General features: G+C 67.3%; 25 protein-coding genes and 1 tRNA gene. 12 read left to right on the top strand and 14 right to left on the bottom strand.

Annotation, left to right across the window (positions count from 1 at the left end; translation table 11 throughout):
• Window positions 1–63 precede the first annotated feature (63 nt).
• On the bottom strand, window positions 64–1326 hold the full coding sequence (locus tag ATSB10_RS04415; RefSeq protein WP_236886488.1) for a DUF4785 domain-containing protein: 1263 nt from the start codon (window positions 1324–1326) through the stop codon (window positions 64–66).
• Between the two features lie 5 nt (window positions 1327–1331).
• Window positions 1332–2180 carry a hypothetical protein gene (locus ATSB10_RS04420; protein ID WP_063670795.1) on the bottom strand — a complete coding sequence of 283 codons (849 nt, stop codon included), beginning with the start codon at window positions 2178–2180 and terminating at the stop codon, window positions 1332–1334.
• Between the two features lie 304 nt (window positions 2181–2484).
• Between ATSB10_RS04420 and ATSB10_RS04425 the strand changes: the two genes are divergently transcribed.
• Window positions 2485–3801 carry an MFS transporter gene (locus ATSB10_RS04425; protein ID WP_063670797.1) on the top strand — a complete coding sequence of 439 codons (1317 nt, stop codon included), beginning with the start codon at window positions 2485–2487 and terminating at the stop codon, window positions 3799–3801.
• A 106-nt stretch (window positions 3802–3907) separates the two neighbouring features.
• Here the strand turns inward: ATSB10_RS04425 and ATSB10_RS04430 are convergent, their stop codons facing one another.
• Window positions 3908–4594, bottom strand: a complete 687-nt coding sequence (locus tag ATSB10_RS04430) for a DUF2461 domain-containing protein (protein WP_063670799.1) — start codon at window positions 4592–4594, stop codon at window positions 3908–3910.
• Window positions 4595–4605: 11 nt separating this feature from the next.
• Window positions 4606–6051, bottom strand: coding sequence for an exodeoxyribonuclease I (gene sbcB, locus ATSB10_RS04435; RefSeq protein ID WP_063670801.1), 1446 nt, complete (start codon window positions 6049–6051; stop codon window positions 4606–4608).
• 67 nt (window positions 6052–6118) lie between these two features.
• Between sbcB and orn the strand changes: the two genes are divergently transcribed.
• The 4 genes from orn (at window position 6119) to ATSB10_RS04455 (ending at window position 10073) form a co-directional block, all read left to right on the top strand.
• Window positions 6119–6676 carry an oligoribonuclease gene (gene orn, locus ATSB10_RS04440; protein WP_063670803.1) on the top strand — a complete coding sequence of 186 codons (558 nt, stop codon included), beginning with the start codon at window positions 6119–6121 and terminating at the stop codon, window positions 6674–6676.
• Window positions 6677–6684: 8 nt separating this feature from the next.
• On the top strand, window positions 6685–7596 hold the full coding sequence (gene folP / locus ATSB10_RS04445) for a dihydropteroate synthase (protein ID WP_063670806.1): 912 nt from the start codon (window positions 6685–6687) through the stop codon (window positions 7594–7596).
• A 57-nt stretch (window positions 7597–7653) separates the two neighbouring features.
• The gene (gene glmM / locus ATSB10_RS04450) at window positions 7654–9036 is read left to right on the top strand and encodes a phosphoglucosamine mutase (RefSeq protein WP_063670808.1); all 1383 of its coding nucleotides are present in this window, start codon (window positions 7654–7656) and stop codon (window positions 9034–9036) included.
• A gap of 101 nt (window positions 9037–9137) precedes the next feature.
• Window positions 9138–10073 (top strand): isopenicillin N synthase family dioxygenase, encoded by a 936-nt coding sequence (locus ATSB10_RS04455; RefSeq protein ID WP_063670810.1) that lies wholly within the window; start codon window positions 9138–9140, stop codon window positions 10071–10073.
• Window positions 10074–10131: 58 nt separating this feature from the next.
• Here the strand turns inward: ATSB10_RS04455 and ATSB10_RS04460 are convergent, their stop codons facing one another.
• Both ATSB10_RS04460 and ATSB10_RS04465 read right to left on the bottom strand, forming a co-directional pair.
• The gene (locus ATSB10_RS04460; protein ID WP_063670812.1) at window positions 10132–10812 is read right to left on the bottom strand and encodes a DUF6445 family protein; all 681 of its coding nucleotides are present in this window, start codon (window positions 10810–10812) and stop codon (window positions 10132–10134) included.
• Between the two features lie 50 nt (window positions 10813–10862).
• The gene (locus ATSB10_RS04465) at window positions 10863–11672 is read right to left on the bottom strand and encodes an SDR family NAD(P)-dependent oxidoreductase (RefSeq protein ID WP_063670814.1); all 810 of its coding nucleotides are present in this window, start codon (window positions 11670–11672) and stop codon (window positions 10863–10865) included.
• Window positions 11673–11786: 114 nt separating this feature from the next.
• Here ATSB10_RS04465 and tpiA point away from each other — a divergent pair, with 114 nt between their 5' ends.
• The 4 genes from tpiA to ATSB10_RS18860 all read left to right on the top strand — a co-directional run bounded on the left by tpiA (window position 11787) and on the right by ATSB10_RS18860 (window position 13726).
• Window positions 11787–12536, top strand: a complete 750-nt coding sequence (tpiA, locus tag ATSB10_RS04470) for a triose-phosphate isomerase (RefSeq protein ID WP_063670816.1) — start codon at window positions 11787–11789, stop codon at window positions 12534–12536.
• Between the two features lie 24 nt (window positions 12537–12560).
• The gene (gene secG, locus ATSB10_RS04475; protein WP_063670818.1) at window positions 12561–12995 is read left to right on the top strand and encodes a preprotein translocase subunit SecG; all 435 of its coding nucleotides are present in this window, start codon (window positions 12561–12563) and stop codon (window positions 12993–12995) included.
• A 7-nt stretch (window positions 12996–13002) separates the two neighbouring features.
• Window positions 13003–13087 (top strand) — tRNA-Leu (locus ATSB10_RS04480).
• Window positions 13088–13270: 183 nt separating this feature from the next.
• On the top strand, window positions 13271–13726 hold the full coding sequence (locus ATSB10_RS18860; protein ID WP_083966069.1) for an Arm DNA-binding domain-containing protein: 456 nt from the start codon (window positions 13271–13273) through the stop codon (window positions 13724–13726).
• Here ATSB10_RS18860 and ATSB10_RS04485 read toward each other — a convergent pair.
• Window positions 13689–14915, bottom strand: coding sequence for an IS256 family transposase (locus tag ATSB10_RS04485; protein WP_063670059.1), 1227 nt, complete (start codon window positions 14913–14915; stop codon window positions 13689–13691). The two genes, ATSB10_RS18860 and ATSB10_RS04485, sit on opposite strands and share 38 nt — an antisense overlap.
• A gap of 829 nt (window positions 14916–15744) precedes the next feature.
• Here ATSB10_RS04485 and ATSB10_RS04490 point away from each other — a divergent pair.
• Complete coding sequence (locus ATSB10_RS04490) at window positions 15745–16398, top strand: response regulator (RefSeq protein ID WP_026107178.1); 654 nt, start codon at window positions 15745–15747, stop codon at window positions 16396–16398.
• Between the two features lie 92 nt (window positions 16399–16490).
• Here the strand turns inward: ATSB10_RS04490 and ATSB10_RS04495 are convergent, their stop codons facing one another.
• Complete coding sequence (locus tag ATSB10_RS04495; protein WP_063670819.1) at window positions 16491–19622, bottom strand: Rne/Rng family ribonuclease; 3132 nt, start codon at window positions 19620–19622, stop codon at window positions 16491–16493.
• A gap of 343 nt (window positions 19623–19965) precedes the next feature.
• On the opposite strand from ATSB10_RS04495, the gene ATSB10_RS04500 reads away from it, so the two are divergent.
• Window positions 19966–20934 carry an RluA family pseudouridine synthase gene (locus tag ATSB10_RS04500; protein ID WP_083966070.1) on the top strand — a complete coding sequence of 323 codons (969 nt, stop codon included), beginning with the start codon at window positions 19966–19968 and terminating at the stop codon, window positions 20932–20934.
• On the opposite strand, the gene ATSB10_RS04505 is transcribed toward ATSB10_RS04500, so the two are convergent.
• Both ATSB10_RS04505 and ATSB10_RS04510 read right to left on the bottom strand, forming a co-directional pair.
• On the bottom strand, window positions 20912–22348 hold the full coding sequence (locus ATSB10_RS04505; RefSeq protein WP_063670820.1) for a CPBP family intramembrane glutamic endopeptidase: 1437 nt from the start codon (window positions 22346–22348) through the stop codon (window positions 20912–20914). The genes ATSB10_RS04500 and ATSB10_RS04505 overlap by 23 nt on opposite strands.
• Window positions 22349–22401: 53 nt before the next feature.
• A complete protein-coding gene (locus ATSB10_RS04510) occupies window positions 22402–22743 on the bottom strand; it encodes a 4a-hydroxytetrahydrobiopterin dehydratase (protein WP_063670821.1) in 342 nt (113 codons plus the stop codon).
• A gap of 152 nt (window positions 22744–22895) precedes the next feature.
• On the opposite strand from ATSB10_RS04510, the gene ATSB10_RS04515 reads away from it, so the two are divergent.
• Window positions 22896–23504, top strand: coding sequence for an NfuA family Fe-S biogenesis protein (locus ATSB10_RS04515; protein WP_063670823.1), 609 nt, complete (start codon window positions 22896–22898; stop codon window positions 23502–23504).
• Between the two features lie 62 nt (window positions 23505–23566).
• Here the strand turns inward: ATSB10_RS04515 and ATSB10_RS04520 are convergent, their stop codons facing one another.
• The 4 genes from ATSB10_RS04520 to ATSB10_RS04535 all read right to left on the bottom strand — a co-directional run bounded on the left by ATSB10_RS04520 (window position 23567) and on the right by ATSB10_RS04535 (window position 26617).
• Window positions 23567–23917, bottom strand: a complete 351-nt coding sequence (locus ATSB10_RS04520; RefSeq protein ID WP_063670825.1) for a c-type cytochrome — start codon at window positions 23915–23917, stop codon at window positions 23567–23569.
• An 18-nt stretch (window positions 23918–23935) separates the two neighbouring features.
• Window positions 23936–24259 carry a c-type cytochrome gene (locus ATSB10_RS04525; protein ID WP_063670827.1) on the bottom strand — a complete coding sequence of 108 codons (324 nt, stop codon included), beginning with the start codon at window positions 24257–24259 and terminating at the stop codon, window positions 23936–23938.
• Window positions 24260–24398: 139 nt separating this feature from the next.
• The gene (locus ATSB10_RS04530) at window positions 24399–25631 is read right to left on the bottom strand and encodes a TraB/GumN family protein (protein ID WP_063670829.1); all 1233 of its coding nucleotides are present in this window, start codon (window positions 25629–25631) and stop codon (window positions 24399–24401) included.
• A 95-nt stretch (window positions 25632–25726) separates the two neighbouring features.
• A complete protein-coding gene (locus ATSB10_RS04535; protein ID WP_063670831.1) occupies window positions 25727–26617 on the bottom strand; it encodes a carbon-nitrogen hydrolase in 891 nt (296 codons plus the stop codon).
• Window positions 26618–26621 lie beyond the last annotated feature (4 nt).

A 26621-nucleotide genomic window follows, 5' to 3' on the forward strand; every position in this document is an offset into this window, starting at 1 on the left:
GGGCCTGGATGCTTCCGGTTCACCGCGGCGGAGAAGCGCTCCGCCGCGGTGATGGACATCCACTTACGGCCGGTCGAACCGCAGTGCGAGCGCGCGGCGCTCGACCAGGCTGATCGCCGGCTGGTCCTGCAGGCGCAGGTCGCGCAGCTCGTACGGCGCACCGATGCCCCTGACGCTCGATGGGTCGAAGCGCAGCACAAGCCGACGTTCGCCCGGTTTCAGCCAGGCGGCCGACTGCGCGAACGCGCCCGGCACCATGCGGCCCTTCGCATCGCGCCCGTAGAGCACGCCGGACACCGCGAAGCGGCTGGCGCTGTCCACCGTGACGCCGAGCGCGATGTCGATGCCGTGACGGCCGGCGCGACGGGTGTCGGCGGTACCGTCGAGTTTCGCGTCGGGCGTGGCCACGGCGAACACGCTGGTGGTGTCGCGCCGCACCGCATGGCCCTGGCCGTCGTCACCGATGGTGAAGCTGTGCAGCTCCCACAGGCCGGGCGTGCTGCTCGGCTGCACCGGCGCCACGTCGGTGCTGAAGCTGCCGTCCGTGTTGGCGTGGTAGTCGAGCAGGGTGGTGCTGCCGTCCGGTGCGCGCAGGAACCCGCCGACCGCCTGCAGCGGCCGCTGGCGATCACCGTCCTTCATCGCCACGTCCAGGTGCAGGCGCTGACCCAGCAGCAGGTCGTCGCGGTCGGCTTTGGCGGTCACCGTGAACGGACTTTTCGGCTCGAACACGTGCACCACGTAGCGGCCGCTGGCATTTGGCGCCTGCAGCGTGACCGGGCCGGCGCCCAGTTCGGGACGCAGCTGCATCACCAGCGAGGCGTCCGGCACAGCCATGCCGGCGGCACGCAACGAGGCCACGTCGCCGACCGTGCTGGCCGCGCGGTCACCGGCCAGGGTCTGGCCGTTCATGCGGAAGGTCACGCCGGTGGCTTCAAGTCGCCCGCCCTTGGGGTCGCCGGGGCTGACCCGGATCACCGCGCCGGGTGCGGACAGCGGCAGCTCCACGCCGCGTTGCATCTCGGTGGCCGAGACGTCGGTCCAGTACTCGCGACTGGCGCGGGCGAACGGTTGCGGTACCGGGTTCACCGGGGCGTCGGCGGGCAGCGCCCAGCTCACGCTGACCGGCTGGTGCTCGGCGTGCGGGCGCGGGATGTCCACGCCGGCGAGGGCGGCCGCAGTGGCAGGCATCGGTGCGGGCGCTGCCTGCAGGGCGACCGGCACCATGTCGGTCGGTGTGGCGGGCAGCAGCGTGTGCGTGCCGGCAAAGGCGGATGTGGCGAAAAGGCCGGCGAGGACGCCGGCGGCAAGGATCCGTCGGTTCATCGCGATCACCCCTTCAGGTCGTTGGCGAGGATGGAGGGCAGGCCGAAGCAGGCGCGCCGGCTCTGGTTGTGGTTCAGCACCTGGCCGCCGCTGGTGCGCGTCCTGTCCTTGAACCAGAGCGTGCCGGCGGCCTGGGCGCTGGAGCACTCGATGAAGCCGTCGGAGCAACTGCTCAGCCAGTTCTGGGTGATCTCCAGGCCCACGCTCTGGGTGTAGCCGCCGCAGTAGGCCTGGCTGGACCACACCGCCGACACCACGTCGGTGCCGACCACGTCGCGGAACGGCACCGGCAGGGCGGGACGTCCGGAGGTACCGAGCAGGTACTGCTGGTTGTAGGTGGCCATCCAGCCGACCTGCTGCTGGCGCACCGCGTCGGTCTTGTAGCCGAGCAGCCAGCCCAGCGAGGTTTCGAACACGTTGCCGGCGATCGCCGCGTCGGCCAGCGGCGTGCCTGCGCTGGACGGCGCGATCGCGTCCACCTTGACGATGCGCTGGATGATCGCGGGATAGCGCGCGTCGTAGGTCGGGTTGGACAGGATCCAGCGCATCACGTTGCCGCCGTTGGAGTGCGTGATGACGATCAGGCGGTCGATGTTGCGGTTCTGGATGAAGCTGGTGAGCTGGCCGGCGAGGCAGCCGGCCGCGCGGTCGTCCCACATGTACTGGTCGAAGTCGCAGTTCACCACCAGCAGGTTGTTCGGATCGGCCAGGCCCTTGCGGATGCCCTCGACCATGTCCGATTGCCAGTAGTTGTTGTAGGCATCGGTCTGCTTGCCCGTGCCGTGCACCAGCGCCACTCCGGTGGCGGCGTGTACCCCCGCACTGGCCAGTGCCAGTGCCCCTGTCAGCATCATGCGTTTCACGTCGTCTCTCCCTTTCGATGCGGCCTCGGGGCCGCGCGTGGGATCGCCTGCGGACGCAGGCACGGGCGAGACAAACCATCCGTGGCTTGCGGCAGGTCGACCATGGCATGTGGCGCCTCCCCCTAGGGCACCGACTGCCGCCGCGGTCACCCCTGACGACCATGCGGCGGCGAATGGAGGCTAGCAGCGGGAGATGACCGTGGTCTTGACGCAAAGCGGCAGAAAGGTGCGACGCGTCACACGCCGGTGCTTCGGGTAAGGTGACGCGCCCGTCTCGACGCGAGTCCCGCCCAGCATGCGCAGTCCCGTTGCCGCCCGCCCATCTCCCGTTGACGATCGCCTTGGCCGGTCCGAGCTGAAAACGCTGACGCTGGCGGCGCTGGGCGGCGCGCTGGAGTTCTACGACTTCGTCGTGTTCGTGTTCCTCGCGCTGCCGTTGAGTGAGCTGTTCTTTCCGAAAGGCACCTCACCCTGGCTGGCGCAACTGCAGGTGTACGGCATCTTCGCCGCCGGCTACCTGGCGCGACCGCTGGGCGGCATCGTGATGGCGCACTACGGCGACCTGCTGGGACGCAAGCGGATGTTCACGCTGAGTGTGTTCCTGATGGCGCTTCCCACGCTGCTGATCGGCCTGTTGCCGGTGTACGCGCAGATCGGCGCGCTGGCGCCGGTGATGCTGCTGGTGCTGCGCGTGCTGCAGGGCGTGGCGGTGGGCGGCGAGGTGCCGGGCGCCTGGGTGTTCGTCGCCGAGCATGTGCCGCCGTCGCGGGTGGGCTTTGCCTGCGCCAGCCTGACCTCGGGGCTCACCGTGGGCATCCTGATTGGTTCGCTGCTCACCGCGGCGATCCATCAGAGGATCGGTCACGACGCGCTGCTCGCCTGGGGCTGGCGGCTGCCGTTCCTGCTCGGCGGCGTGTTCGGCTTCGTGGCGGTCTGGCTGCGGCGCTGGCTGCGCGAGACCCCGGTATTCGAGGCGATGCAGGCGCAGCGCGCGCTGGCCGACGAGTTGCCGCTGAAGCGCGTGCTGCGGGCGCACGGCGGTGCGGTGGCGCGTTCGATGGTGGTGACCTGGACGCTGACCGCGGCGATCGTGGTGGTGATCCTGATGACGCCGACCCTGGTGCAGGTGGTGTTTCACCTGCCGCCGTCCGTCGCGTTTCTCGGCAACAGCGTGGCATCGGCTGCGCTGGCGCTGGGCTGTCTGGTGTTCGGTGCACTGTCGGACCGGTTCGGTCCGGCGCGCACGCTGGCGGCGGGTGCGGCGGCGCTGTTGCTGGCCACGTACGCGCTCTATCTGGATTTGCACCACGGCGCAGCGCATTTCCTGCCGCTGTATGCGCTGGCGGGTTTCGCCGTGGGCGTGGTCGGCGTGGTGCCGACGGTGATGGTGACCGCGTTTCCGCCGTCGGTGCGCTTCAGCGGCCTGTCGTTTTCCTACAACGTGGCCTACGCGGTGTTCGGCGGCCTGACCCCGCCACTGATCGGCGCCACGCTGAAGGCCTTCGGACCGCTGGCGCCGGCCCATTACGTGGCGCTGGCCGCGCTGGCGGCGATCGCGGTGGCCGCGGGCCTGCGCACCGGGAGACGGATGCCACCGAGTCCCGGTGCCTGAAGCTGCCGGCATCGGCCATCGCCGCTAGGAGCGCACCCTGTGCGCGAATGCCTCTCGCGTATCGAGGCCAAGAGCATTCGCGCACAGGGTGCGCTCCTACCGCGGGTTAGAACTCCAGTTCCTGCGCGGCGCACAGGTAGTCGTTCAGCGGCGCGAGGTGGCGGTAGATGTCCACCAGCGTGGGCAGCAGCTGCGGCGAGCAGGCCAGTGCCTCGTCGAAGCCCTGGCCGGCGGCGAAGTCCTTCCGCTTGAGGTCCTCGATCAGCTCGTGGTCGGGGTCGTAGCCACGCGGCGGGCGGCTCAGCGACTCGCCCCAGAACTCGAAACGTTCGCGAAAAGCCTTGCCTTGCGTGGCCTTTTTCCACGCGGCGGGGTTGTCGGCGAGGAAGGCGCGGATGCGCTTGAGGTCGTCCGGCTCCGGGTGCCACATGCCACCACCGGCGAAGCAGTCGCCGGGCTGGATGTGCACATAGAAGGAGGGCGCGGCGATCTCGTGCCTACGCTCATGGAAAAAGCGCGCGCCCTGCCAGGGCTTGTACGGCAGCTTGTTGTTGGAGAAGCGCGTGTCGCGGTGGATGCGGAACAGCGAGCCGCCGTTCTTGCGGGCGTCGGCGCGGTAGTGCGGGCTGATCTTCGTCAGCGGCGCCTGCATGTCGGCGATCAGGGCAAGGAAGGGTTCGCGCACGTGCTGCTCGTAGTCCGTCTTGTGGTCGAGGAACCACTCGCGGCTGTTGTTGCGGTCCAGGGCCTTGAGGAAGCGGAAGGTCGCGGGCGAAAAGTAAGTGGTGGGCATCGGCGGGTCGGTCAGGCGAGCGGTTGGAGTTCGGCGGCGAGCTGGCGGCCCCAGGCCTCGAGCTGGTCGAGCAGGGGACGTCGTTCCGCCAGCGCGGGATCGTTCCGCATCTGCTCGAGGCGGGTGAAGTAGTCGTCCAGCGTGAGGCCGGTCAGCGGGGTAAGGCGGGTCAGCCGGTCGCGCCGGAAGGTTTGCCACCGGTCCTGCTCCTCCACGCTGAGCGTCTGCGGCCAGTTGCGCGCGCGGTAGCGGAACAGCAGCTCTGTGTAGCGCGGGTCGCGGAAGGTGATGCCGGCCGTGGCCAGGGCTTCCGGCGGCGTGCCACGCACCTCGGTGAGGCGCCGTTTGTCCGCGTCCGGCAGGAACCCGTCGTACAGCGCCAGCTCCGGATCCTCCGCCGGAGGCATCGCCGCCGCCTGCTTGAACAGGCGCTGCACCTTGTCGCGCAACCCGGTCGCGTCGCGCAGGGTGGCAGCGTGGCCGAGGCAGCGGTCGACGTCGAGCTGCAGGCGATCCAGGTCCGCGCCCTTGAGCACCGACAGCGGCGCCAGCGCCGGGGCACGGTTGGCGCGCACGGTGCGCAGCGCGATGCGCTCGACGCCTTCGGGCAGGTCGGCACGCGAGGTGAAGACCCGGTCGGCGATCTCCTCCTCATCCAGCGCGATCAGCTCTTCGGGATCGTGGCGCAGGTCGTAGACGATCACCTCGCCCGGACGGGCCGGGTGCAATGCCAGCGGGGCGATCAGGGTCAGGCAGTGCTGGCTGGCCGGGTAGCGCGAGGACACGTGCACCAGCGGCGTCATCCCGGCCACGTCGAGCAGTTCGAACACCCGTTGCTTGCGGCGCAGGGCGAAGTGCCAGTCCCACAGCCTGGGTTGCCGCACGCGGATGAGGCGGGCCAGGTCGATCAGCGCGTGCACGTCCGACAGCGCGTCGTGCGCCCGTTCCTGCTGCAGGTGGTTGGCCTGGGCCAGGTGTTCCAGCTTGAAGCTGGGCGATCCGTCCTCGCGGGTCGGCCAGGCGATGCCTTCCGGACGCAGTGCCTCGCATATGCGCACCAGGTCGATCAGGTCCCAGCGCGAATTGCCGTTTTCCCACTCGCGGCCGTAGGGATCGTAGAAGTTGCGGTACAGCAGCTGCCGCGTGACCTCGTCGTCGAAGCGCAGCGAGTTGTAGCCCACGCCGCAGGTGCCCGGTTCGGCCAGTTGCTCGTGCACGCGGGCGGCGAACTCGGCCTCGATCACGCCCTCGCGTTCGGCCTGCTGTGGCGTGATGCCGGTGATCAGGCAGGCTTCGGGATGGGGCAGGGCATCGCTGGGCGGCTTGCCGAAGAACATCACCGGCTCGCCGACGATCTCCAGTTCCATGGTGGTGCGGATGCCGGCGAACTGCACCGGCCGGTCCCGCCGGCTGTCCGCACCGAAGGTTTCGTAGTCGTGCCAGAAGAAGGTCTGCATCGGGCGATCATCGCATGGGGCGGCGCGTGGCATGCCTGCTGCTAGAATCCGCAGCCCGGGAGGGCACATGAGCCAAGACAACGACAACCTGATCTGGATCGATCTGGAGATGACCGGCCTCGACACGGACGCCGATTCCATCCTGGAGATCGCCACCATCGTCACCGACAAGGACCTCAACGTCCTCGCCGAAGGGCCGGTTTTCGCCATTCGCCACGAGCTCGACCGGCTCGAAGCGATGGACAGCTGGAATCGCAACCAGCACAGCCGCTCCGGACTCTGGCAGCAGGTGCTCGAATCCACCGCCGACCACGCGAAAGCCGAGCAGGCGACGGTGGAATTCCTCAAGGCCTGGGTGCCAGCCGGCAAGTCGCCGATGTGTGGCAACTCGATCTGCCAGGACCGCCGCTTCCTGCATCGCCAGATGCCGCAGCTGGAGCGTTACTTCCACTACCGCAACCTCGACGTCTCCACGCTCAAGGAGCTGGCCCGCCGCTGGGCGCCGTCCGTAGGCAAGGGTTTCAGCAAGGACTCGGCGCACACCGCGCTGTCGGACATCCGCGACTCCATCGACGAGCTGCGCTACTACCGCCAGCACATGGGCGCGCTGGGCGGGCTGGCCTGAGCACGACGATGTCCGCCGCCGACCTGTTCGCCACCGTCCTGGACTGCAACGGCCGCCCGCTGACGCTGGATCGTCCGCGGGTGGTCGGCATCCTCAACGTCACGCCCGATTCGTTTTCCGACGGCGGCCTCTACGCCAACCTCGATGCCGCCGTGGCGCACGGCCTGGCGATGGTGGAGCAGGGCGCCGACATGCTCGACGTCGGTGGCGAATCGACCCGACCGGGTGCGGCCGACGTGTCGGAGCAGGACGAACTGGCGCGCGTGCTGCCGGTGATCGAGGCGCTGGCCGCGCGCACCGACAAGCCGATCTCGATCGACACCTCCAAGCCCGAGGTGATGCGCGCCGCGGTGGCGGCTGGTGCCGGCATGATCAACGACGTCTACGCACTGCGCCGCGAAGGGGCGCTCGATGCGGCCGCGTCGCTTGGCGTGCCGGTGTGCATCATGCACATGCAGGGCGAGCCGCGCGGCATGCAGGACGATCCCCGTTACGACGACGTGGTCGGCGAGGTGCACCGCTTCTTGACCGATCGCCTGTTCGCCTGCGAGCTGGCCGGTATCGACAGGCGCAAAGTGCTGGTCGATCCGGGCTTCGGCTTCGGCAAGACGCTGGAACACAATCTCGAGCTGCTGCGCGAACTGCGGCGTTTCACCGACCTGGGCGCTGGCGTGTACGCCGGCCTGTCGCGCAAGTCGATGATCGGCACGATCACCGGGCGCAGCGCGCCCGCGGACCGCGCCGCCGGTTCGGTCGCCGCGGCACTCATCGCCGTGCAGCAGGGCGCGAAGCTGGTGCGCGTGCACGACGTGCAGGCTACCGTCGATGCACTGACGGTGTGGCATGCGGTGGACGCCAACCGCCCTGCGCGCCGCAAGGATACGGCGCCGTCGATGCCGCGCTGGCCGGACGACGACTGATCCGCCGCCGCCGACGGTGGCTGCCCGACTTCCTTTCCAGCCTTCAAGGACATACGCATGACCCAGCGCAAGTACTTCGGTACCGACGGCATCCGCGGCCGGGCCGGACAATGGCCGATCAGCGCCGACTTCATGCTGCGCCTCGGTCGTGCCGCAGGAACGGTGCTGGCCGCGCGCGCCAAACCCAGCATCGCCGGCGGCCAGGTGCCGAAGCACCCGGCGGTGGTGATCGGCAAGGACACGCGCATCTCCGGCTACATGTTCGAGTCCGCGCTGGAGGCCGGGCTGGTGGCGGCCGGTGTGGACGTGCGCCTGCTTGGTCCGCTGCCGACCCCGGCGGTGGCTTTCCTCACCCGCTCGCTGCGTGCCGTGGCCGGCATCGTGATCAGTGCCTCGCACAACCCGTTCGACGACAACGGCATCAAGTTCTTCTCCGCCACCGGCGAGAAATTGCCCGACGAGGTCGAGCTGGCGATCGAGGCCGAGCTGGAGCGCGACTTCGTCACCGTGCCGTCGGAAAACCTGGGCAAGGCCACCCGCATCGACAACGCCGTGGCGCGTTATGCCGAGTCCTGCAAGGCGACCGTGCCGGAGGAGCTCAGCCTGCACGGCATGAAGATCGTGCTCGATTGCGCGCACGGTGCCACCTACCAGGTCGCGCCGAAGGTGTTCGCCGAGCTCGGCGCCGAGGTCTTCACCATCGGCGACACCCCGGACGGCTTCAACATCAACCGGGGCGTCGGCTCCACCCATCCCGAGGCGTTGCAGCAGGCCGTAGTCGAGCGCGGTGCGGACCTGGGTATCGCCTTCGATGGCGACGGCGACCGCGTGCTGCTGGTCGACCGCACCGGTGCCGTCGCGGATGGCGACGACATCCTCTACGTGCTCGCCCGCGCCTGGCAGGCCAAGGGCGAGCTGAAGGGGCCGGTGGTCGGCACCCTGATGAGCAACTATGGGCTGGAGAAGGCGCTCGCCGCGATGGGTGTGCCGCTGGTGCGCGCCAACGTGGGCGACCGCTACGTGCTGCAGCAGCTGCGCGCGCACGACGGCGTGCTCGGCGGTGAGACCTCCGGCCACGTGCTGTGCCTGGACCGCGCCACCACCGGCGACGGCATCGTCGCCGCGCTCGCCGTGCTCGAGGCGCTGGCCGAGTCGGGCCAGGATCTGGTGCAGGCCCGCGCCGGCCTGGTGAAGCTGCCGCAGGTGATGCTCAACGTGCGCTTCAGTGGCAATGCCAAAGCCGTGCTGGAGGATGCCGAGGTGGCGACGGCCGTCGGCGCAGCCCAGCAGCAGATGGCGGGCCGCGGCCGGGTGTTCCTGCGCGCCTCGGGTACCGAGCCGGTGGTACGCATCACCGTCGAGGGGGCCGATGCCGATGAAGTGAAGGCTTTGGCGCAGAGCCTGGCAGACGTCGTAAAATCCGTCGCCGAACGCTCGTGAGCCTGCTCTAGCTGTATCCAGGTCGCCATGGAATGGCCCGACGTGCCCCGCCCTTGCGGTGGCGGATGAAATCGACCGCACGCCAACCTGGAGTCAGACTCTTGAAGAACGTTCCCACCCTCGATATCCGCCGTTACGACAGCGACCGCGACGCCTTCGTCGCCGAGCTCGGCGCGGCCTACCGTGAATTCGGCTTCTGCTGCATCAGCGGCCACGGCATCGACCCGGCACTGGTCGATGGCGCCTACGACGCCTTCAAGCGCTTCTTCGCGCTGCCGGCCGAGACCAAGATGAAGTACCACGTGCCCGGGTCCGGCGGTGCGCGCGGCTACACGCCGTTCAAGGTGGAGACTGCGAAGGACAGCAGCTACCCGGACCTGAAGGAGTTCTGGCATGTCGGGCGCGAAATTCCGCGCGATTCGAAGTTCGCCGACGTGATGCCGCCGAACCTGTGGCCGGAGGAAGTGCCCGATTTCAAGGCGTACGGCTACGGCCTGTTCGAGGCGCTCGACCAGCTCGGCACGCGTGTGCTTCGCGCGCTGGCCCTGCACATCGGCCTGCCGGAGAGCTACTTCGAGGACAAGACCGACCAGGGCAATTCGATCCTGCGGCCGATCCATTACCCGCCGATCACCGAGGACAACATTCCCAACGTGCGCGCCGGCGCCCACGAGGACATCAACTTCATCACCCTGCTGGTGGGGGCGAGCGCCGAAGGGCTGGAAGTGCTGACCCGCGAGGGCCAGTGGCTGCCGATCACCACCCGGGGAGACGCCATCGTGGTGAACATCGGCGACATGCTGCAGCGGCTGACCAACCACGTGTACCCGTCCACCACCCATCGGGTGGTGAACCCGCAGAACGAGAATGCGCGCAAGCCGCGCTACTCGGTGCCGTTCTTCCTGCATCCGAACCCGGACGTGGTGCTCGACCCGCTGCCGCAGTGCGTGACGCCGGACAACCCGAGCCGTTACGACACCTCGATGACCTCGCACGAGTACCTGATGCAGCGCCTGCGCGAGATCAAGCTGATCTGATTTTCCGAGCTGACGGCGCTGCGGATGAAACGGGGAGCGAAGGCTCCCCGTTTTGCATTCAGGCCATCCAGAAGAACAGGGCGGTCATCCGTTTGGACTCGACACCATCCATCCCCCAGTAGCTGCTGGCGCTGTGGATGATGTTGGACTTGTACAGCAGCAGGCGGTTGTAGCGGTGCGGCACGCGCACGTCCTCGACGAAGGCCGTGGGCGCGACGAAACGACTCCCCAGCGCGTCGACCAGGTTGCGATGCGGCGGCATCACCATGTTGCCGGCCAGCTGGCCGTTCGGCATGCGCTGGCGGAAAAAGCTGGTGCCGCAGCGCTCCGGCACGTCGGGATTGAGATAGATCACCGCGGCGTAGCGGCACAGGTTGAGCGAATCGGTGTGCGGCTTGACCGCACCTTCCAGCGAACCGACCACCTGCACCACGTTGTGGTTGAGCCTCAGGCCGTCTTCGGTCTGGCCCACCCACAGGCGTTTGGCGCCCGTGAGCTGGCGCACCCGCGCTTCCAGCGCCTCCAGTTCGGCCGGCAGCAGCGCGTCGTTCGCGCGCATGCCTGGCCAGACCTCGCCCGTGGTCGGGTAGCCGTATTCCCAGTCGGTCTTGGCCAGGCAGCGCTGGCGCACCTCGTCCGGGTTCGGCAGCACCTCGTCGACCACCCAGTAGTCGCGCCCCTCGGTCGGCTTCCGGTAGGGCAACGGCTGCATCGCAGGGTGGTTGGGAAAAAGGGACATGCTGGGATCTCGCGACGATGGTCCAGGCTGTGCACGTTAGCGCATGGACCTCAGTCGTGGCGGTTGCGGTAGCGCGCGGATTCGCGGTGGGACAGCCACAGGGAGAGACGATCGGGCAGCAGTTCCGTGATGGTCTTGATGATGCGGTTGACGCGCCCCGGGACGTACACCACCGCGCCGCGCTCGACGGCGTCGACACCCTGGTGAGCGACCTCCTCGGCGCTTAGCCACATGAAGCGAGGCATCGCATTCATCTTCTGGCGGGTACCCGTGACGTCGTGGAACTCCGACCAGGTAAAGCCCGGACAGAGTGCGCAGACATGGACTCCGGCATCGCGGTTCTCCAGTGCCAGCGATTGCGAGAGCTTGATCAGATAGGCCTTGGAAGCCGCGTATAGCGTGTGACCGGCCGTGCCAGGAACGAAACCGGCCAGCGACGCCACGTTGATCACACGCCCATGCCCCCGCTCGCGCATGCCGGGAAGCAGCCGCCAGGCCAGTTCGGTCGGCGCGGTCATCATCACCTGGATGAAGTCGGCGTGAGCTTGCCAGGGATTGGCGACCAGGGTGCCGGGCAGGCCGTAGCCGGCATTGTTGACCAGCCAGTCGACGGCATAGCCCTCCGCCTCCAATGCTTCGAACAGGCGCTGCGGAGACGATGGATCGGCGAGGTCGGCGGCGAGCACCAAGGAGCGCGTGCCGTGCCGCTCACGTAGCGCCTCGGCCAGGGCGTGCAGGCGATCCTCGCGGCGGGCGACGAGCACCAGGTCATGGCCTCGGGCGGCCAGCGCCCGGGCAAAGGCCGCTCCGATGCCTGCGGAGGCGCCGGTGATGAGGCTGCAGGGGCGTTTGTCGGACATCACGGAGTTCCTTGTGGGTAGGCGGTCATCTTCGCGGGAGTCTGCATTGGCTGCCAGCGCAATTGTCCGGGGCCCGGAGCATCGCTAAGCTCGCGCTTTTTTGCGGGACATCCCATGCGCAAGAAGCTGGTCGCAGGCAACTGGAAGATGCATGGCAGCCGTTCCATGGCGAGCTCGCTCGTCGCCGAACTGGCTGCCCATCAGACACCGGAAGTGGATGTGCTGGTGATCCCGCCGTTTCCCTATCTGGCGCTGGTCGCCGATGCCTGTGCCCGGGCCGGGATCGGTCTGGGCGGGCAGGATGTGAGCGAGCATGAGGGGCAGGGGGCCTATACCGGCGAAGTATCGGCCGCCATGCTCGCCGACGTGGGCGCCGGCTGGGTGCTGGTCGGTCACTCGGAACGCCGCCAGTACCACGAGGAGGGCGACACATTGGTGGCCCGCAAGTTCGTCGCCGCGCTCGGCGCCGGGCTGACGCCGATTCTCTGTGTGGGCGAAACGCTGGCCCAGCGCGAAGCGGGGGAGACCGGGCAGGTGGTGCAGCGTCAGGTCAAGGCGGTGCTCGACCTGGTGGGTATCGCGCCATTCGATACGGCGGTGATCGCCTACGAACCGGTGTGGGCGATCGGCACCGGCCACACGGCAACACCGGAGCAGGCGCAGCAGGTGCACGCGCTCATTCGTAGCCAACTGGCCCGGGAGGATGCTATGATTGCGGGTCTGACTCGGCTGCTTTACGGCGGCAGCGTCAAGCCCGGAAACGCTGCGCAACTGTTCGCGCAGCCGGATGTCGACGGGGGCCTGGTGGGCGGTGCCTGCCTGCAGTCCGGCGATTTCCTCGGCATCTGCGAAGCCGCTCGTTGAGCGCAACGGAATCCAAAAATAGTCATGTTCGTCATTTTCAGCGTGTTCTACATCCTGGTGGCCGCGGCGATGATCGTGCTGATCCTCATGCAGCGCGGCGCGGGCGCCGATGCGGGCTCGGGATTCGGTGGCGGCGCCTCGGCGACCGTGTTCGGCGCCCGCGGCTCGTCCAACTTCATGAGTCGCACGACGGCGGTGCTGGCGGGCCTGTTTTTCCTGCTGAGCCTGGGCATGGGTATGTACCTGAGCCACAGCGGCACGCCGAAGGCATCGGACAACGATCTCGGTGTGATGGCGGGGGTTGCCAAGTCGGCGCCAGCCTCCCAAAATGCGCAGCCCGCTGCGGCGGTGAACAGCGACGTGCCGCAGGCGGCCAAGCCGGCCACCAGCACCGGTGACGTTCCCGCAGCAGCGCCTGCTGCCGCGGCTCCCGCATCGGCGAGCAGCAGCAAAAAGTAAGACACCTGCCCAGGTGGCGGAATTGGTAGACGCACTACCTTGAGGTGGTAGCGCCGAGAGGCGTGGGGGTTCGAGTCCCCCCTTGGGCACCATACGATAGTTTCAGGACGTCCGATAGAGTCCAAGAAACACAAGGAAACCCGCAACTTAGCGGGTTTTTTTGTGCCTGAACGTCCAGAATCGTCCAGCAAGGTGCGTTGAAATCCGGGCAAGGCAGGGGGCATATTTGGGGGCACCTGGGGCAGATGCCCCCGTCAAGCCGGGAATATGCCCCCATGGCACTGACTGATATTGCGGCACGGAAGGCCACTCCGCGCGACAAGCCCTACCGACTGGCGGACGCCGCCGGCCTGTATCTGGAAGTGATGCCGAACGGCTCCCGCTATTGGCGGCTGAAGTACCGCTTCGCGGGAAAGGAGAAGCGCCTCGCGCTGGGCGTCTATCCCGAGGTGCCGTTGAGCAAGGCCCGCGAGGAACGAGACAAGGCCCGTCGCCTGATCGCCCGAGGCGTAGACCCGAGTGCTGCGCGGAAGGAGGCCAAGCAGGCCCGCGCCGAGGCAGCGGCAGTGGCTGCCGACACGTTCGAAGCGGTGGCCCACGACTGGATGGCTCGGCAGGAAGTCGCCGAAGTAACAGCCAACAAGACCCGCTGGATTCGAGCGTGTGCAGAATTTTGTGTAACCGGGATTCGAGTTACAGCTGAGGGAGTCGTTCCTCGAACTGGATCGTAAAGCGGTTGAGCGCGGCCTTCCAATCACGGATCGGCAGCGTCCATTTCTTGCTGATGTTGCGCAGGGCCAGATAGAACAGCTTCACCAGTGCCTCGTCGCTCGGGAAGGCCCCGCGGTGCTTGGTCAGCTTGCGCAGGCTCATGTTCACCGACTCGATGGCGTTGGTCGTGTAGATCACCTTGCGGATCTCTGGCGGGTAGTCGAAGAACGGGATCAGGCGCGGCCAGTTGCGTCGCCAGGACTGCCCGATCGGCAGGTATTCCTTGTCCCAGCGGGCCTCGAACTCGGCGAGCCGCTGCTCGGCCTCCTCGGCGGTGGCACAGGTGTAGATGCGCTTGAGGTCGGCGGCCACCTCCGGCCGTCGCTTCCACGACACGTAGTTCAGGCTGTGCCGCACCATGTGTACGAGGCACAACTGCACCGTCGTGTGCGGGAATACGGTCTCGATCGCTTCGGGGAAACCCTTCAGGCCGTCGACGCAGGCGATGAAGATGTCCTGCACCCCGCGGTTGCGCAGCTCGGTCACCACCTGCAGCCAGAACTTGGCGCCCTCGGTCTGCGCCAGCCACAGCCCAAGGACCTCCTTCTCGCCGGCCATGGTGATGCCAATGGCCAGGTAGACCGCCTTCACCCGCACCGCGCCCTCGCGCACCTTCACATGGATGCAGTCCAGGTAGACGATCGGATACACCGGATCGAGCGGCCGGCCTTGCCAGGCCTTCACCTCGTCGATCACTGCATCGGTGACCGAGGAGATCAGGCTCGGCGAGACCTCCGTGCCATACATCTCTTCCAGGTGCGCCTGGATCTCGCGCACCGTCATGCCGCGGGCGTAGAGCGACAGGATCTTGTCGTCGAAGCCGCTCCAGCGAGTCTGGTGCTTGGGAATCAGCTTCGGCTCGAAGCTGCCGTGCCGGTCGCGCGGGATCTCGATCGGCAGCTCGCCGAACTCGCCCTTGAGCGTCTTGCGGCTGCGGCCGTTGCGGGTGTTGCCGGCCGGGTTGGCCACCGGCTCGTGCTTATCGTGACCGAGGTGCTCGGTCATCTCCGCATCCAGCGCCTTCTCGACCAGCAGCTTGGTCAGCTGCTTGAGCAGGCCGTTCTCGCCGATCAGGTCTTCGGGCTTCTTGTAGTTCGCCAACAGGCTGCTAAGCAGCTCGTCGGGCACCTCGTGTTTGCGTGGACTCATGGTCTCTCCGGGTCTGGCGGCAGTGTCCTGCCTGGGACCCGGTTACACAAAATCTAGGACACGCCCCATGCTGGGGCGGTGAGGTTGGGGGCATTTTTGGGGGCATAAATTTCCAATGGCCCCTGAAGGCCCCAAGAGTTGGGCTTTTTCGTTGCCCCCCTTGGCACCAACAACAGCGGGGCATGCAGAGCAGCGCCAGCCCCGGATCGAAAGCCGCCGCAAGGCGGCTTTTTTGTTGTTCGATGTTTTTGTGATCGCAGCGTGCACGAGGCGCAAAGTGTTGCTAGTCTTTTTCTGCGGCTGCACAGGGGCAGCTGTGGGGAGTCAAAATGCAAACGATGCAAGCAGGCTCTGTGCTGTGGCGCGGGCTGCGATTGTTTGCAGGGATGCTGGCGGGCGAGAGGGCCCGTTCGACCACGCCCGAGGCGTTGGCGGCAAGGAGCGATCTTGTTTCCTGGTGTTCTGAGGCCCGCACTAGACGCGGGGACGAGCTGGCACGCAGCCAGTTCCTTCAATCCTTTCCCGAAAGCTAGCTGTCCGCCCGCTTCGATGGCCGGTGTGCGGGGTACTGTGCGACCGCCGCCACTTTTCGCCTGCCTTGCGGTGGATACCGTACGCGGTCGGTAGGTGTGCTCCTACGGCATCGACCCACAAAGCGATGGCAAGCTATTTCCCGTTCGTCGGTTGTGACGAGCGTCTTGATGCCGGCCCGCATGTGTCATCCATGGTGGAAAGGGTGGTTTGATGGCAAGCGGACATGCTTTGCCGGCTGCTGGCGCGCAGTGGAATTTGCGCGCAATATGATTCAGTACCCAAGGAGGGTAGCGTAGTGATCAATGTTGTCCTGGTGGATGATCACGAGCTGGTTCGCACCGGCTTCCGGATGATCCTGCAACAGCAACCGGATATTCGCATTCGCGGGGAGGCGGGGAGCGCGGAGGAGGGCTTGCGCCTGATCCGCACCCTGGCGCCCGACATCGCACTGGTGGATGTCCACATGCCTGGCATGAGTGGTATCGAGCTCACCGAGCGGGTGGTGCGGTCCAAGCTGCATACCCACATCGTCATCGTGACGGTGGTCGACGACGCCCGGTTTCCGAAGCGTCTGCTCGATGCCGGCGCGCTCGGTTATCTGACCAAGGGGTGCACCGCTGAAGAGCTGCTGGCGGCGGTTCGCCAGGTGGCCAGTGGTCGTCGCTATCTTGCGCCGGCCGTGGCGCAGCAGCTGGCGCTGGCAACGCTGGATGGCAGCGACTCGCCGTTCGACACGCTCTCCAGCCGCGAGCTCGAAGTGGCAATGATGCTCGTGCGCGGCAAGCCGCTGACGCTGATCGGCGAGCAGCTCAATCTCAGTCCGAAGACGGTGTCGACGTACAAGCAGCGTCTGATGGAAAAGCTCAATGTCGACCACGTGATCAGCCTGGCTCATCTGATGGCAGTACACGGATTGATCGACACGCAGGCGCAGCACGCCAACGCCTGAGCGTAACGACGCCACACGTGGCGGCCAAACAAAAGCCGGGCAATTTGCCCGGCTTTTGTTTATCGGGAACACCAGCTTTCGCCGGCATCCGGTCAGTTCGTTTCGGTATTGCCGTCCTGCTTGCGTTCCGGTGCGTCTTCCTTGTCCGCTTCCGGCGTTTCGGAGGCAGGGGGCTCGGTCGTTGCTCCCGGTTCGAGCGCTGCATGCTTGGTGGCCGCGGGCGGTTCGATCGCTTCCCGGGGCGTGTGCGTTGGCGTCACAGTCGCCGCTTGCGCAAGCAGGTCACCCTGCGCCGGGCCTGCAGCGATGGTGATCGCAGGTTCTGCCGCCGGGCTGGCTGCGGGAGTGGGCGCGATGGCATCGGTGTCGGTCACGCCAGGCAGAGCCATCTCGTTTTCTGCCTGAGGTAGCGGGGCCACGGACACCGTGTCGTCTTGCTTCTCCTCCTGTGTGGTTACCGTCACCGCAGGCGCAGGCGCAGGCGCAGGTGCCGGTGTGGCCACGGTTATCGACGGTACCTCCTGGACCGGTTCGTCGGCCTCGGAATAGTTGCCTTGAGCGGGCTCGGCCGATGCCGGCGGAATCGGCGGCAAGGTGGGCAGGTTGAACGATGTCATTGCCGACGTAGTCACCGTCGCCACCGGCGGAGCCATGGTCACGGTCCTGGCTTCGGCCGCGTTCTCGGTGTTGGCCGGAAGGGTGGGTTCGGTCGACACGTCAGCCGATGCGGAGGTCACGATTGCCGCTGCGATCGCAGCCGCACCGGCTTCGGCGGGGCGCGTCGACGGTGCGGGGGCCGCGCCTTCACCGGTGCCATCGTGCTGATCGTCGCGATCCTCATCATCCAGTCCATCGGCCTGCGACGCAGCATCGGCCGTCGTACCGGCGGTGCCTTCGTCATGGCGGCGGCGGCGGCGGCCGCCGCGACGGCCGCGACGGCGACGCGGGGTGCTGCCGTCGGTGGCCTCGGCAGCACCTTCCGCAGGAGCCTGCCCCGTCGCGGCGACCGGCTCGGCGGCCGCCGTTACCAACTTCTTCGGCTCTTCGGCCGGTGCTTCGCTCACGGCCGGACCCTGCGGCGATTGCGGGCGCGCCGCTGCGGCGGGAGCCTGGCGCTCCGGACGGTTGCTGGCCGGCGGGGTGCCGGCCGAATCCGCCTTCGCATTCGCGGATTCCGACTTCGGCTGCGGACGCGGCTGGGGTGCCTTGTCCTGGCGAGGGCTATTGCCGGAAGCGGCTTTTTCCTGGCGGGAGCGGCCTGCCTGTTCCTGTTCGCCACCGCGCTGGCGATTGCCCTTTTGCTGCTGCGCATTGCCACTGCGACCGGGCTGCTGGCCCTGTTCGCGGCGATTGCCCTTGTTGCCCTGGGATGCATTGCCCTGGGCCTGCTGGGCGGGACGATTGCGCTCGTCGCGGCGCGGCCCCTGACGACGATTGCCGGAGCGCTCGCTGCTGTCCGGTTCGGACGGTGCAGGCGCTTCGGCCGGGCCACGGAACCAGCCCAGCAGTCGGGTCAGAAGGCCGCCGGACGGGGCCGGTGCGGGCGCCGCTGCCTGGAGACGCGGCGCAGCCTTCGGGGCAGGTGCTGCTGCGGCGACCTGGGCAGTTTCCTCGCGGACCGGAGCTGGCGTGGATGGAACCACGCCGCTGACCGCGGGCTGCTCGCTGCTGCCCAGGGCCTGGCCCATCTTCGGGATCGGCGAGGCCTCGACAGCGGTCAGGCGCTCGTAGCTGGGCTTGCTGTGCTCGCCCATCTCCGCTTCCTTGATCCGCTGGATCTCGATGTGCGGGGTCTGCAACTTGCGGTCGGCAACGATGACCACGTGCACCTTGTTGCGCAGTTCGATCTCGACGACGCTGGCGCGCTTCTCGTTGAGCAGGAAGTTGGCAACCGTCGGCGGCGCCTGCACCAGCACCTGGCCGGTGTTGTCCTTCATCGCGTGCTCTTCGATCAGGCGCAGGGTCGACAGCGACAGCGACTCCACGCTGCGGATGTGGCCGTGGCCTTCGCAACGCGGGCAGACGATCTGTGTCGCTTCGCCCAGACTCGGGCGCAGGCGCTGGCGCGACATCTCCAGCAGGCCGAAGCGCGAGATGCGACCGACCTGCACACGGGCGCGATCGAGTTTGAGGGCGTCCTTCAGCTTCTCCTCGACCTCGCGCTGGTGGCGCGGGCTGTCCATGTCGATGAAGTCGATGACGATCAGGCCGCCGGCGTCGCGGATGCGCAGCTGGCGGGCGATCTCCACCGCAGCTTCGCAATTGGTGTTGAAGGCGGTTTCCTCGATGTCGCCGCCCTTGGTCGACTTGGCCGAGTTGATGTCGATCGCGGTCAGTGCCTCGGTCTGGTCGATCACGATCGAGCCACCGGAGGGCAGGCGTACCTGGCGATCGAACGCACTCTCGATCTGCGTCTCGATCTGGTAGCGCGAGAACAGCGGGGTATCGTCCTTGTACAGCTTGAGCTTGCGCAGGGCGTTGGGCATCACCTGCTGCATGAACTCGCGCGCGTCGTTGAACAGCGATTCCTCGTCGATGAGGATCTCGCCGATGTCATTGCGCAGGTAGTCGCGCAGGGCACGGATGAACAGCTTCGATTCCTGGTAGATCAGGAACGGAGCCTTCTGCTTGGCGGCGGCCTCGGAGATCGAGCGCCACAGGGTGAGCAGGTAGTCCAGGTCCCACTGCAGCTCTTCGGCGTCGCGGCCCATGCCGGCGGTGCGCACGATCAGGCCGACGTCATCCGGTACGTTGAGCAGGTCCAGCGCTTCCTTCAGCGCCTGCCGATCCTCGCCCTCGATCCGGCGCGAGACGCCGCCCGCCTTCGGGTTGTTGGGCATCAGCACCATGTAGCGGCCGGCGAGGCTGATGTAGGTGGTCAGTGCAGCGCCCTTGTTGCCGCGCTCTTCCTTCTCGACTTGGACGACCAGTTCCTGGCCTTCCTTCAGCAGCTCGCGGATGTTCGCCTTGTGCGGATCCAGGCCCGGGGTGAAGTACTCGCGGGCGATTTCCTTGATCGGCAGGAAGCCGTGGCGCTCGGCGCCATAGTCGACGAAACAGGCTTCCAGCGAGGCTTCGACGCGGGTGATGCGGCCTTTGTAGATGTTGGCCTTTTTCTGCTCGCGCGAGGGGATTTCGATATCGAGGTCGTACAGGGTCTGGCCATCGACGATGGCCACACGCAACTCTTCACGCTGAGTTGCGTTGATCAACATGCGCTTCATTGTGTTGTTTTCCTTGGACCTTCCGCGCGTCGCGTGCCTCGGTGGCGCCACTGGGGGCGGCCTGCCGGGGATCGCGCCGCTTGCGGGAGGGCGGCAAAAGTACGACACCATTCCGGGTGCCGGCGATGATTCCTCTAACTGTCACGCCGCGGTTGCCCGCTCCTTCGAAGGATCCGGACAAACCGCCATCCGACCCGTTACGATGAAAGGGAGCAGCGACCGGGCGCCCCGGGGAAGGCGGCCGGCGCAATCCTCGCCGACGTGACGGACGGGGCCCGCACGATCACTGGATCGGGCAGGGCGAAGCGCCGGTCGAGTATCCTATCGAAGCGGATTTTTTTCAATGCAGACGGTAACTTCCCCTGACGTACCTCACGGGGTGCGTCAAGTCGAGGTCGGCCCGGAACGGGACGGCCAGCGGATCGACAACGCCTTGGCCACGCTGCTGAAAGGCGTCCCCAAGAGTGTCATCTATCGCATCCTTCGTACCGGCCAGGTGCGGGTGAACGGCAAGCGCGCCAAGCCGGACACCCGGCTGGCCGCCGGTGACCTGCTGCGCATCCCCCCGGTTCGTGTCGCAGAGAAACATGAGACGAAGGGGCCCGCCTCCGCTCAGGTCGCCGAGGCCGCGGCCGCGGTGATCTTCGAGGACAAGCATTTCCTGGTGATCGACAAGCCGTCGGGCATGGCCAGCCATGGCGGCAGCGGGGTGAGTCACGGGGCGATCGAGCTGATGCGCGCGGCTCGGCCCAACGAGCATCTGGAACTGGTCCACCGGCTGGATCGGGATACCAGTGGCGTGCTTGTGTTCGCCAAGACCCGCGCGGGTCTCACCGGGCTGCAGGCGGCCATTCGCGAAGGCCAGGTGGTCAAGCAGTATCTCTGCCTGATGGTCGGGCACCCGTCCAAGGCGAAGTTCAACGTCAATGCGCCGCTGGCCAAGTCGGTGCTGCAGGGCGGAGAACGTATGGTAAGAGTGTCCGATAACGGCAAGCCATCGCTCACTTTTTTCCAGGAAATGGAGCAGTATCCGGGCGCCCGGCTGATGCAGGCGACACTGGGCACCGGTCGCACCCATCAGATCCGCGTGCATGCCGCGCACATCGGCCATCCACTGGCTGGCGACCCGAAATACGGCGACAAGGACGCCAACAAGCGCTTCCGCGGCCGGGGGCTGCACCGGCTGTTCCTGCACGCTTCGCACATGAGCTTCGAGCTCGACGGTCGGTCATACGGCTTTTCAGCGCCGCTTCCAGATGACTTGAAGTCTTTTTTGGATGCTCTTGTATCTAAGAGAAAAAACGCGCGCTAACCTCCAGCGAACGCAACATTGGGCCGACCAGCATGGCGCCAACGATGAGGGCACTGGCGGCATGTGCAATGGCGACCGGCAGCAGGCTGCGGTTGCGCAGGAAGCAGGCCGCCCAGAACAGTTCGGACAGCAGACACAGCTGCATCAGCATGCCGTTCGGCGTATGCATGAGGGCAAACAACGCGGCGACGACGAGGACTGCCCATGGCCCGGATCGCAGGATCCGCTCCAGGCGCGGCAGGGCGAAGCCGAGCAGCAGCCATTGCTGCATTCCTGCCCAGCCAAGATAGATCACCGCTCGCCCGGGTTTGACCGGTTCCATCGGGTGGCCCCACAGCTGGCCGACCGCGACCGCCACGGGAACCAGCAACAAGGGTGCCCACCACATTGCCGACTTCCAGCGTCCCAGCCAGCACCATTGGCGAAGCCCCTTATCGCGGGTGCTCCAGGCGGCGAACGCCAACGCGGATGCGAACGCCGCGGCGGCGGGCCAGCTGGCCCGCCCACCCCATTGCAACCCTGCGAGCAGCCAGAGCGGGCCGGCGAGCGCTGCCGCCAGTGCGATCAGATCTCCCCGCGGTCGCCACGCCAGGTGAAGTAACGCAGCGGCATAGGTGCCGCAGGCCAGCCAGGTCAGCCATCCGGGCAGGCCCGGTCGCGGTGTGCGTGGGGGGAGATCCGCGCGCACGACGATGGCGCCGGCCTGCCTGCGAACGGCTTCGTCGCGCCAGGTCAGCAGTTCCTCGGCCGATGCGTTTACCGGAAGCCAGATGAGCGGCGAGGCGGTCTGCCCGGTCAGGGCCGCCAGCTGCGCCGTCGGCGACGGCAGCGAGGGAGAGGGGAATGCGGGTGGCGTCCACTCGTCGGTTGCCGGATCCGCTGCCTCCAGGGCAACGTGCCTGAGAATCCAGGATGTCCCGGGTGGCGCGTCGACGCGCAGCCGCAACATGGACGCACTCAGCGGCAAAGGGCAAGGGCGACCCGCCGGGTCCCGGCCCGTTTGCCGACGCAGGTCGATGCGGAGCGGGGCGCCGATCTGCCAAGCCTGTGCCGGCGTCAGGCATGCCGTGCCATGGCCATCTCCCCATACGATGGAAACACGTGCAGTGGCGCTGCCTTCAGAGTCGACGGCGAGAACAGGCCAGTGCGCCAGGTCCAGTCGTTGGGCGATGGGAAGTCCCAGCTCGAAGGGATCCTTCCCCCGGCTGATGATTTCCAGTCCGTCTGATGTCCTGCGGGCATCGCCGTCACCGAAAATCCGACCGGCGATGAGGTCCCGGGGTACGCGGGGGCGCCATTGCCATCGGGGCTCGCCCCGCTGCAGCGTCTGCAGCACTCGCCCCGCGTCGTTGGCGAGATGAATCGCAGTCAGTTCGGCCGCGAGCAAGCCGAACGCCAGCAGCAGAGCGATCACACTGGCCAGCAGGCCGGCGGTACGCGCGTAGCGTGATCGGCCCGGGTGCACGGTCAGCGTGCGAGCAGCGCTTCGACCCTCGCGGCGCAGATGAAGTCGTTCAGCGAGAGGCCGCCGACGTCATGCGTCGACCAGAGAACCTGACAATGGCCGTAGCCGGCTTCCAGGTCGGGGTGGTGGTCCTCCCTGTTGGCCATGAAGCCGACGGCATTGATGAAGCCGAGCGTGCGATGGAAGTCGTCGAAGCGGAAGTCCTTGACGATCGCCTTGCCGTCGTTGACCAGCGACCAGCCGGGCATCCCGGCAAGCAGTCCGGCGACCGCGGCCGCATCCAGCGCATGCTCGCTGCCGCTGCGCGGGATGCAGTGTTGCTGGGCGAGATCGTCGATGCGCATGCTTTTCTCCGGAGCCTGGGTTCGGGGATGCGAAGGGTCGGAGCTGTGCGGCGAAATGTCAAAGCGGGCGACACACTTTCGAAACAGTACTAAAATGGTGCTGTTTTTATCCGGGTGGCTCCAGTGCGCCCATTCAATCGACCGGTACTCCCATGATCGACATCTCCGAGCGGGCCCAGGCCCATTTCCGCAAGCTGCTCGCGCAACAGGGCGACGAAGAGCTGGGCATCCGGCTGCGGGTGACTGCCGCCGGCACCCCTGCTGCCGATTGCGAGCTCGAATTCTGCGAGCGGCAAGACCTGACCGGCCGCGAGTGGACGCTCGAGTGCGAGGGCTTTCAGTTCTACCTCGAGGGCGACAGCGTGCGTTGGCTCAACGAGGCCAGCATCGATTTCGAGCCGAACCCCACCGGTGGTCAGCTCAACATCCGTGCGCCGGGCATCAAGGGGCAGACGCCGGGCAAGGATGCCGGCCTGGTGGAACGCGTGCAGTACGTGCTGGAGGCGGAGATCAACCCGCGCCTGGCGTCGCACGGCGGACGGGTCAGTCTGCGCGAGATCGATGCCGAGGGCGTGGTGGTGCTGCAGTTCGGTGGCGGCTGCCATGGTTGCGGCATGGTCGACGTAACCCTCAAGCAGGGGGTGGAGAAGACCCTGCGCGAGCGGGTGCCGGAGGTGACCGCGGTGCGCGACGCCACCGACCATGCCAAAGGCAGCAAGCCTTACTACGAAGGGCGACGCGGCAGTTCGGCGATGGACTGACCCGCGGACAGCAAAAAGCCCGCCGAAGCGGGCTCTTTGCAGGCTGCCGGGGCGCGTGAATCTTACTTGTCGCCCTGGATGTGCCCGTTCAGCGTGCTGAGCTTGGTCGGCAGGCTGGAGAAGTACGCGGTGATGTCCTCGATGTCCTGGTCGGACAGCGTGGCGGCGAAGCCCTTCATGATCGGGTTGTTGCGGCCGCCGGTCTTGTATTCGTGCAGGGCCTGCTCGAGGTAGCCCTGGTACTGGCCGGCCAGACGCGGGTACTGCGGATCGACCGCATTGCCATCGGCGCCGTGGCAGGCGAAGCAGGTGGCGGCCTTGGCCTTGCCGGCCTGCGGATTGCCGGCCGCCATCACGGAGGAGGAGGCGAACGCCAGCGCGGCGAACGAAATCAGGGTGAGCGCACGGGTCATGCGGAATCCTTTGGCAGCTTACTTGGCGAGGCTGGAGAGATAGGCGGCGATGTCCTGGATGTCCTTGTCGGACAGACTCTGCGCCTGCGCCATCATCGTCGGGTGGGTGCGGTCGCCACTCTTGTACCCGTGCAGCGCATTGATGATGTACTGCTCGTTCTGGCCGGCGATGCGCGGCACCGGGTAGTCCGGGTAGGCGTTCGTATAGCCCTCGACGCCGTGGCAGCCGTTGCAGGTGTAGACGAGCTTGCGCCCGGCAGCCTTGTCGCCTTCGGCATGTGCGGCACCCACGGTGAACAGGGCGGCGGCCGCGGCGAGGCCGAGCAGTTGCAGTCGAGTCATTGCGTTAGATCCCCAGAGTCCGGCAAGTACGTGACACCAAAGTCACCGAAGTATAGAGGCTGCCCGAGACCAGCGACAACAATCGGCCGGCACGCGCGCGTGGCCTCCGGAGCCCTGCGTGGGGGCAGGTTCTTGCGGCTCAGAACAGGCTGCGGAAGATGTGCACGCCAGCGCTGTATTCGCCGATCAGCGTGCCGATGCTGACCAGGAAAAAGTTCAGCAAGGTGCGGGCCACGCGGTTCTTCCACCATCCGGTCCAGTGCCCGACCTGCTCGCGCAGGGTCTCGAAATCGCCCACCCGCGGCTTGCGCACCCATGCTTCGGCCATCGCGCTGATGCCGCCGGCCGGCACGCCGGGACGGAACGGCTTGATCGGTGCGGCCACGAAGGCGGCGGCCACGCTCAGCGGATGCCCCCCGGCCACCAGCGCGCCGAGCGCGGCGAAGCCGCCGGTGAACAGCACCCAGTGCCAGAGCGCATCGGCACCCAGCGCCGCGTTGCGGTGGAAGGCATAGGCGATCATCGCGAACACCGCGAGCACCAGGCCGATCGCCAACCACTTCGGCCAGCGCGCTTTCGGTGGTGTCTGTGCCAGCGCGGCAGCGGTGGCGCTCGGGTCGCTTCGGTCCTCGCGCAGTTGCGTGGCCAGGCCCTTGAGATGGCCTGCACCGATCACCACGAGCACCTTGTGCACCGGGGGCGCGGCGAGTCCGGCCTCCTCGCGCAGACGCGCCGCCATGAAACTGTCGCGTTCGCCGATCAGGCTGCGGTAGAGCGGCTCGGACTGGCTGGCGAATTCGCTGAAGGCGCTCTCCAGCAGGTCGCTCTGCTTGAGCTTTTCGATCTCGTGTTCGGCAATGTCCTCGCGGTCGAACACGCTGGCCAGCAGGCTGCCCAGCAGGCCGAAGCGCTGCCAGAAACCGACGCTGCGCCAGGCTCGCTTGAGCGTCGTGCCGACGTCGCGATCGACCAGCCATACCGGCGTGCCCCGCGCTTCGGCACCGTCCATCGCCGCCTTCATCTCGGCACCCGGCTGGATGCCGTACTGGTCGGCCAGCCGCTGCTGGAACGAGGAGAGCACCAGGCTGGCCGCCACCATGCCGGCCTTGCCCTGGCGGATCACCTGGAACAGGTCAGTGCGACGGAACGCCTCCGGATCGCGCATGCCGTGCGCGCGGCTGTCGCACAGCTCGACCGCCACGGCATCGAACGTTTCATGCGCCAGCATCGCCTGGACGGCGTCCACGCTGGCGCGCGACACGTGGGCCGTGCCGAGCAGCACGTATTCCACGCCGTCGCGCTCGACGCGCTCGATCGGCTGGTCGACCAGCGCGGCGGGCAGGGAGGACAGGTCGGCAGCGTCAGCGGTCATGCGGTGGAACCGGATCGGGGGAATGCCAAGCATGGGGACCGCGCCGGTATCGGACAAGCGCGACCGTCGGCACGGTTCAGCCGAGGGGCGAGGATTCAGTCACGGAATCGCCTGAGCAGGTCGCCGTAGGCGTCGATGCGGCGGTCGCGCAGGAACGGCCAGATGCGCCGCACGTGCTCGCTGCGGGCCATGTCGACGTCGACGATCAGCAGCTCGCGCGCGTCGGTGCCGGCGCGGGCCAGGAATTCGCCCTGCGGCCCGGCGACGAAGCTGGTGCCCCAGAACTGGATGCCCGCACCCACGCCCGACGGGTCCGCCTCGTAGCCGGTGCGGTTGCACGACAGCAGCGGCAGGCCGTTGGCCACCGCGTGGCCGCGCTGCACGGTGACCCACGCCTCGCGCTGGCGGTCTTTCTCATCCTGCGCGTCGTTCGGGTCCCAGCCGATCGCGGTGGGGTAGAGCAGCAGGTCGGCGCCGGCCAGCGCCATCAGGCGCGCCGCTTCCGGATACCACTGGTCCCAGCACACCAGCACGCCGAGGCGGCCGACCGAGGTGTCGATCGGCTCGAAGCCCAGGTCGCCCGGCGTGAAATAGAACTTCTCGTAGAACGCCGGATCGTCCGGGATGTGCATCTTGCGGTACTTGCCGGCGATCGCCGCCGAGCGGTCGAACACCACCGCGGTGTTGTGGTACAGCCCGGTGGCACGCTTCTCGAACAGCGAGGCAACGATCACCAGCTTGAGCTCCTCGGCCAGCTTGCCGATGCGCGCGGTGCTGTGGCCGGGGATCGTCTCGGCCAGGTCGAACTCGTCCACCGACTCGCGCTGGCAGAAGTACGGGCCGTTGTGCAGCTCCTGCAGCAGCACCAGCTCGGCGCCGGCCGCAGCGGCCTCGCGCAGGCCGGCCTCGATCGCGTCGAGATTGGCGTCGCGGCTGCCGCGATGGGTTTCCTGCAGCAGGGCCACCTTGAGGGTCTTGCGGGTCATCTCG

It is taken from the genome of Dyella thiooxydans, from assembly GCF_001641285.1.
In the GTDB taxonomy this organism is placed as follows: domain Bacteria; phylum Pseudomonadota; class Gammaproteobacteria; order Xanthomonadales; family Rhodanobacteraceae; genus Dyella_A; species Dyella_A thiooxydans.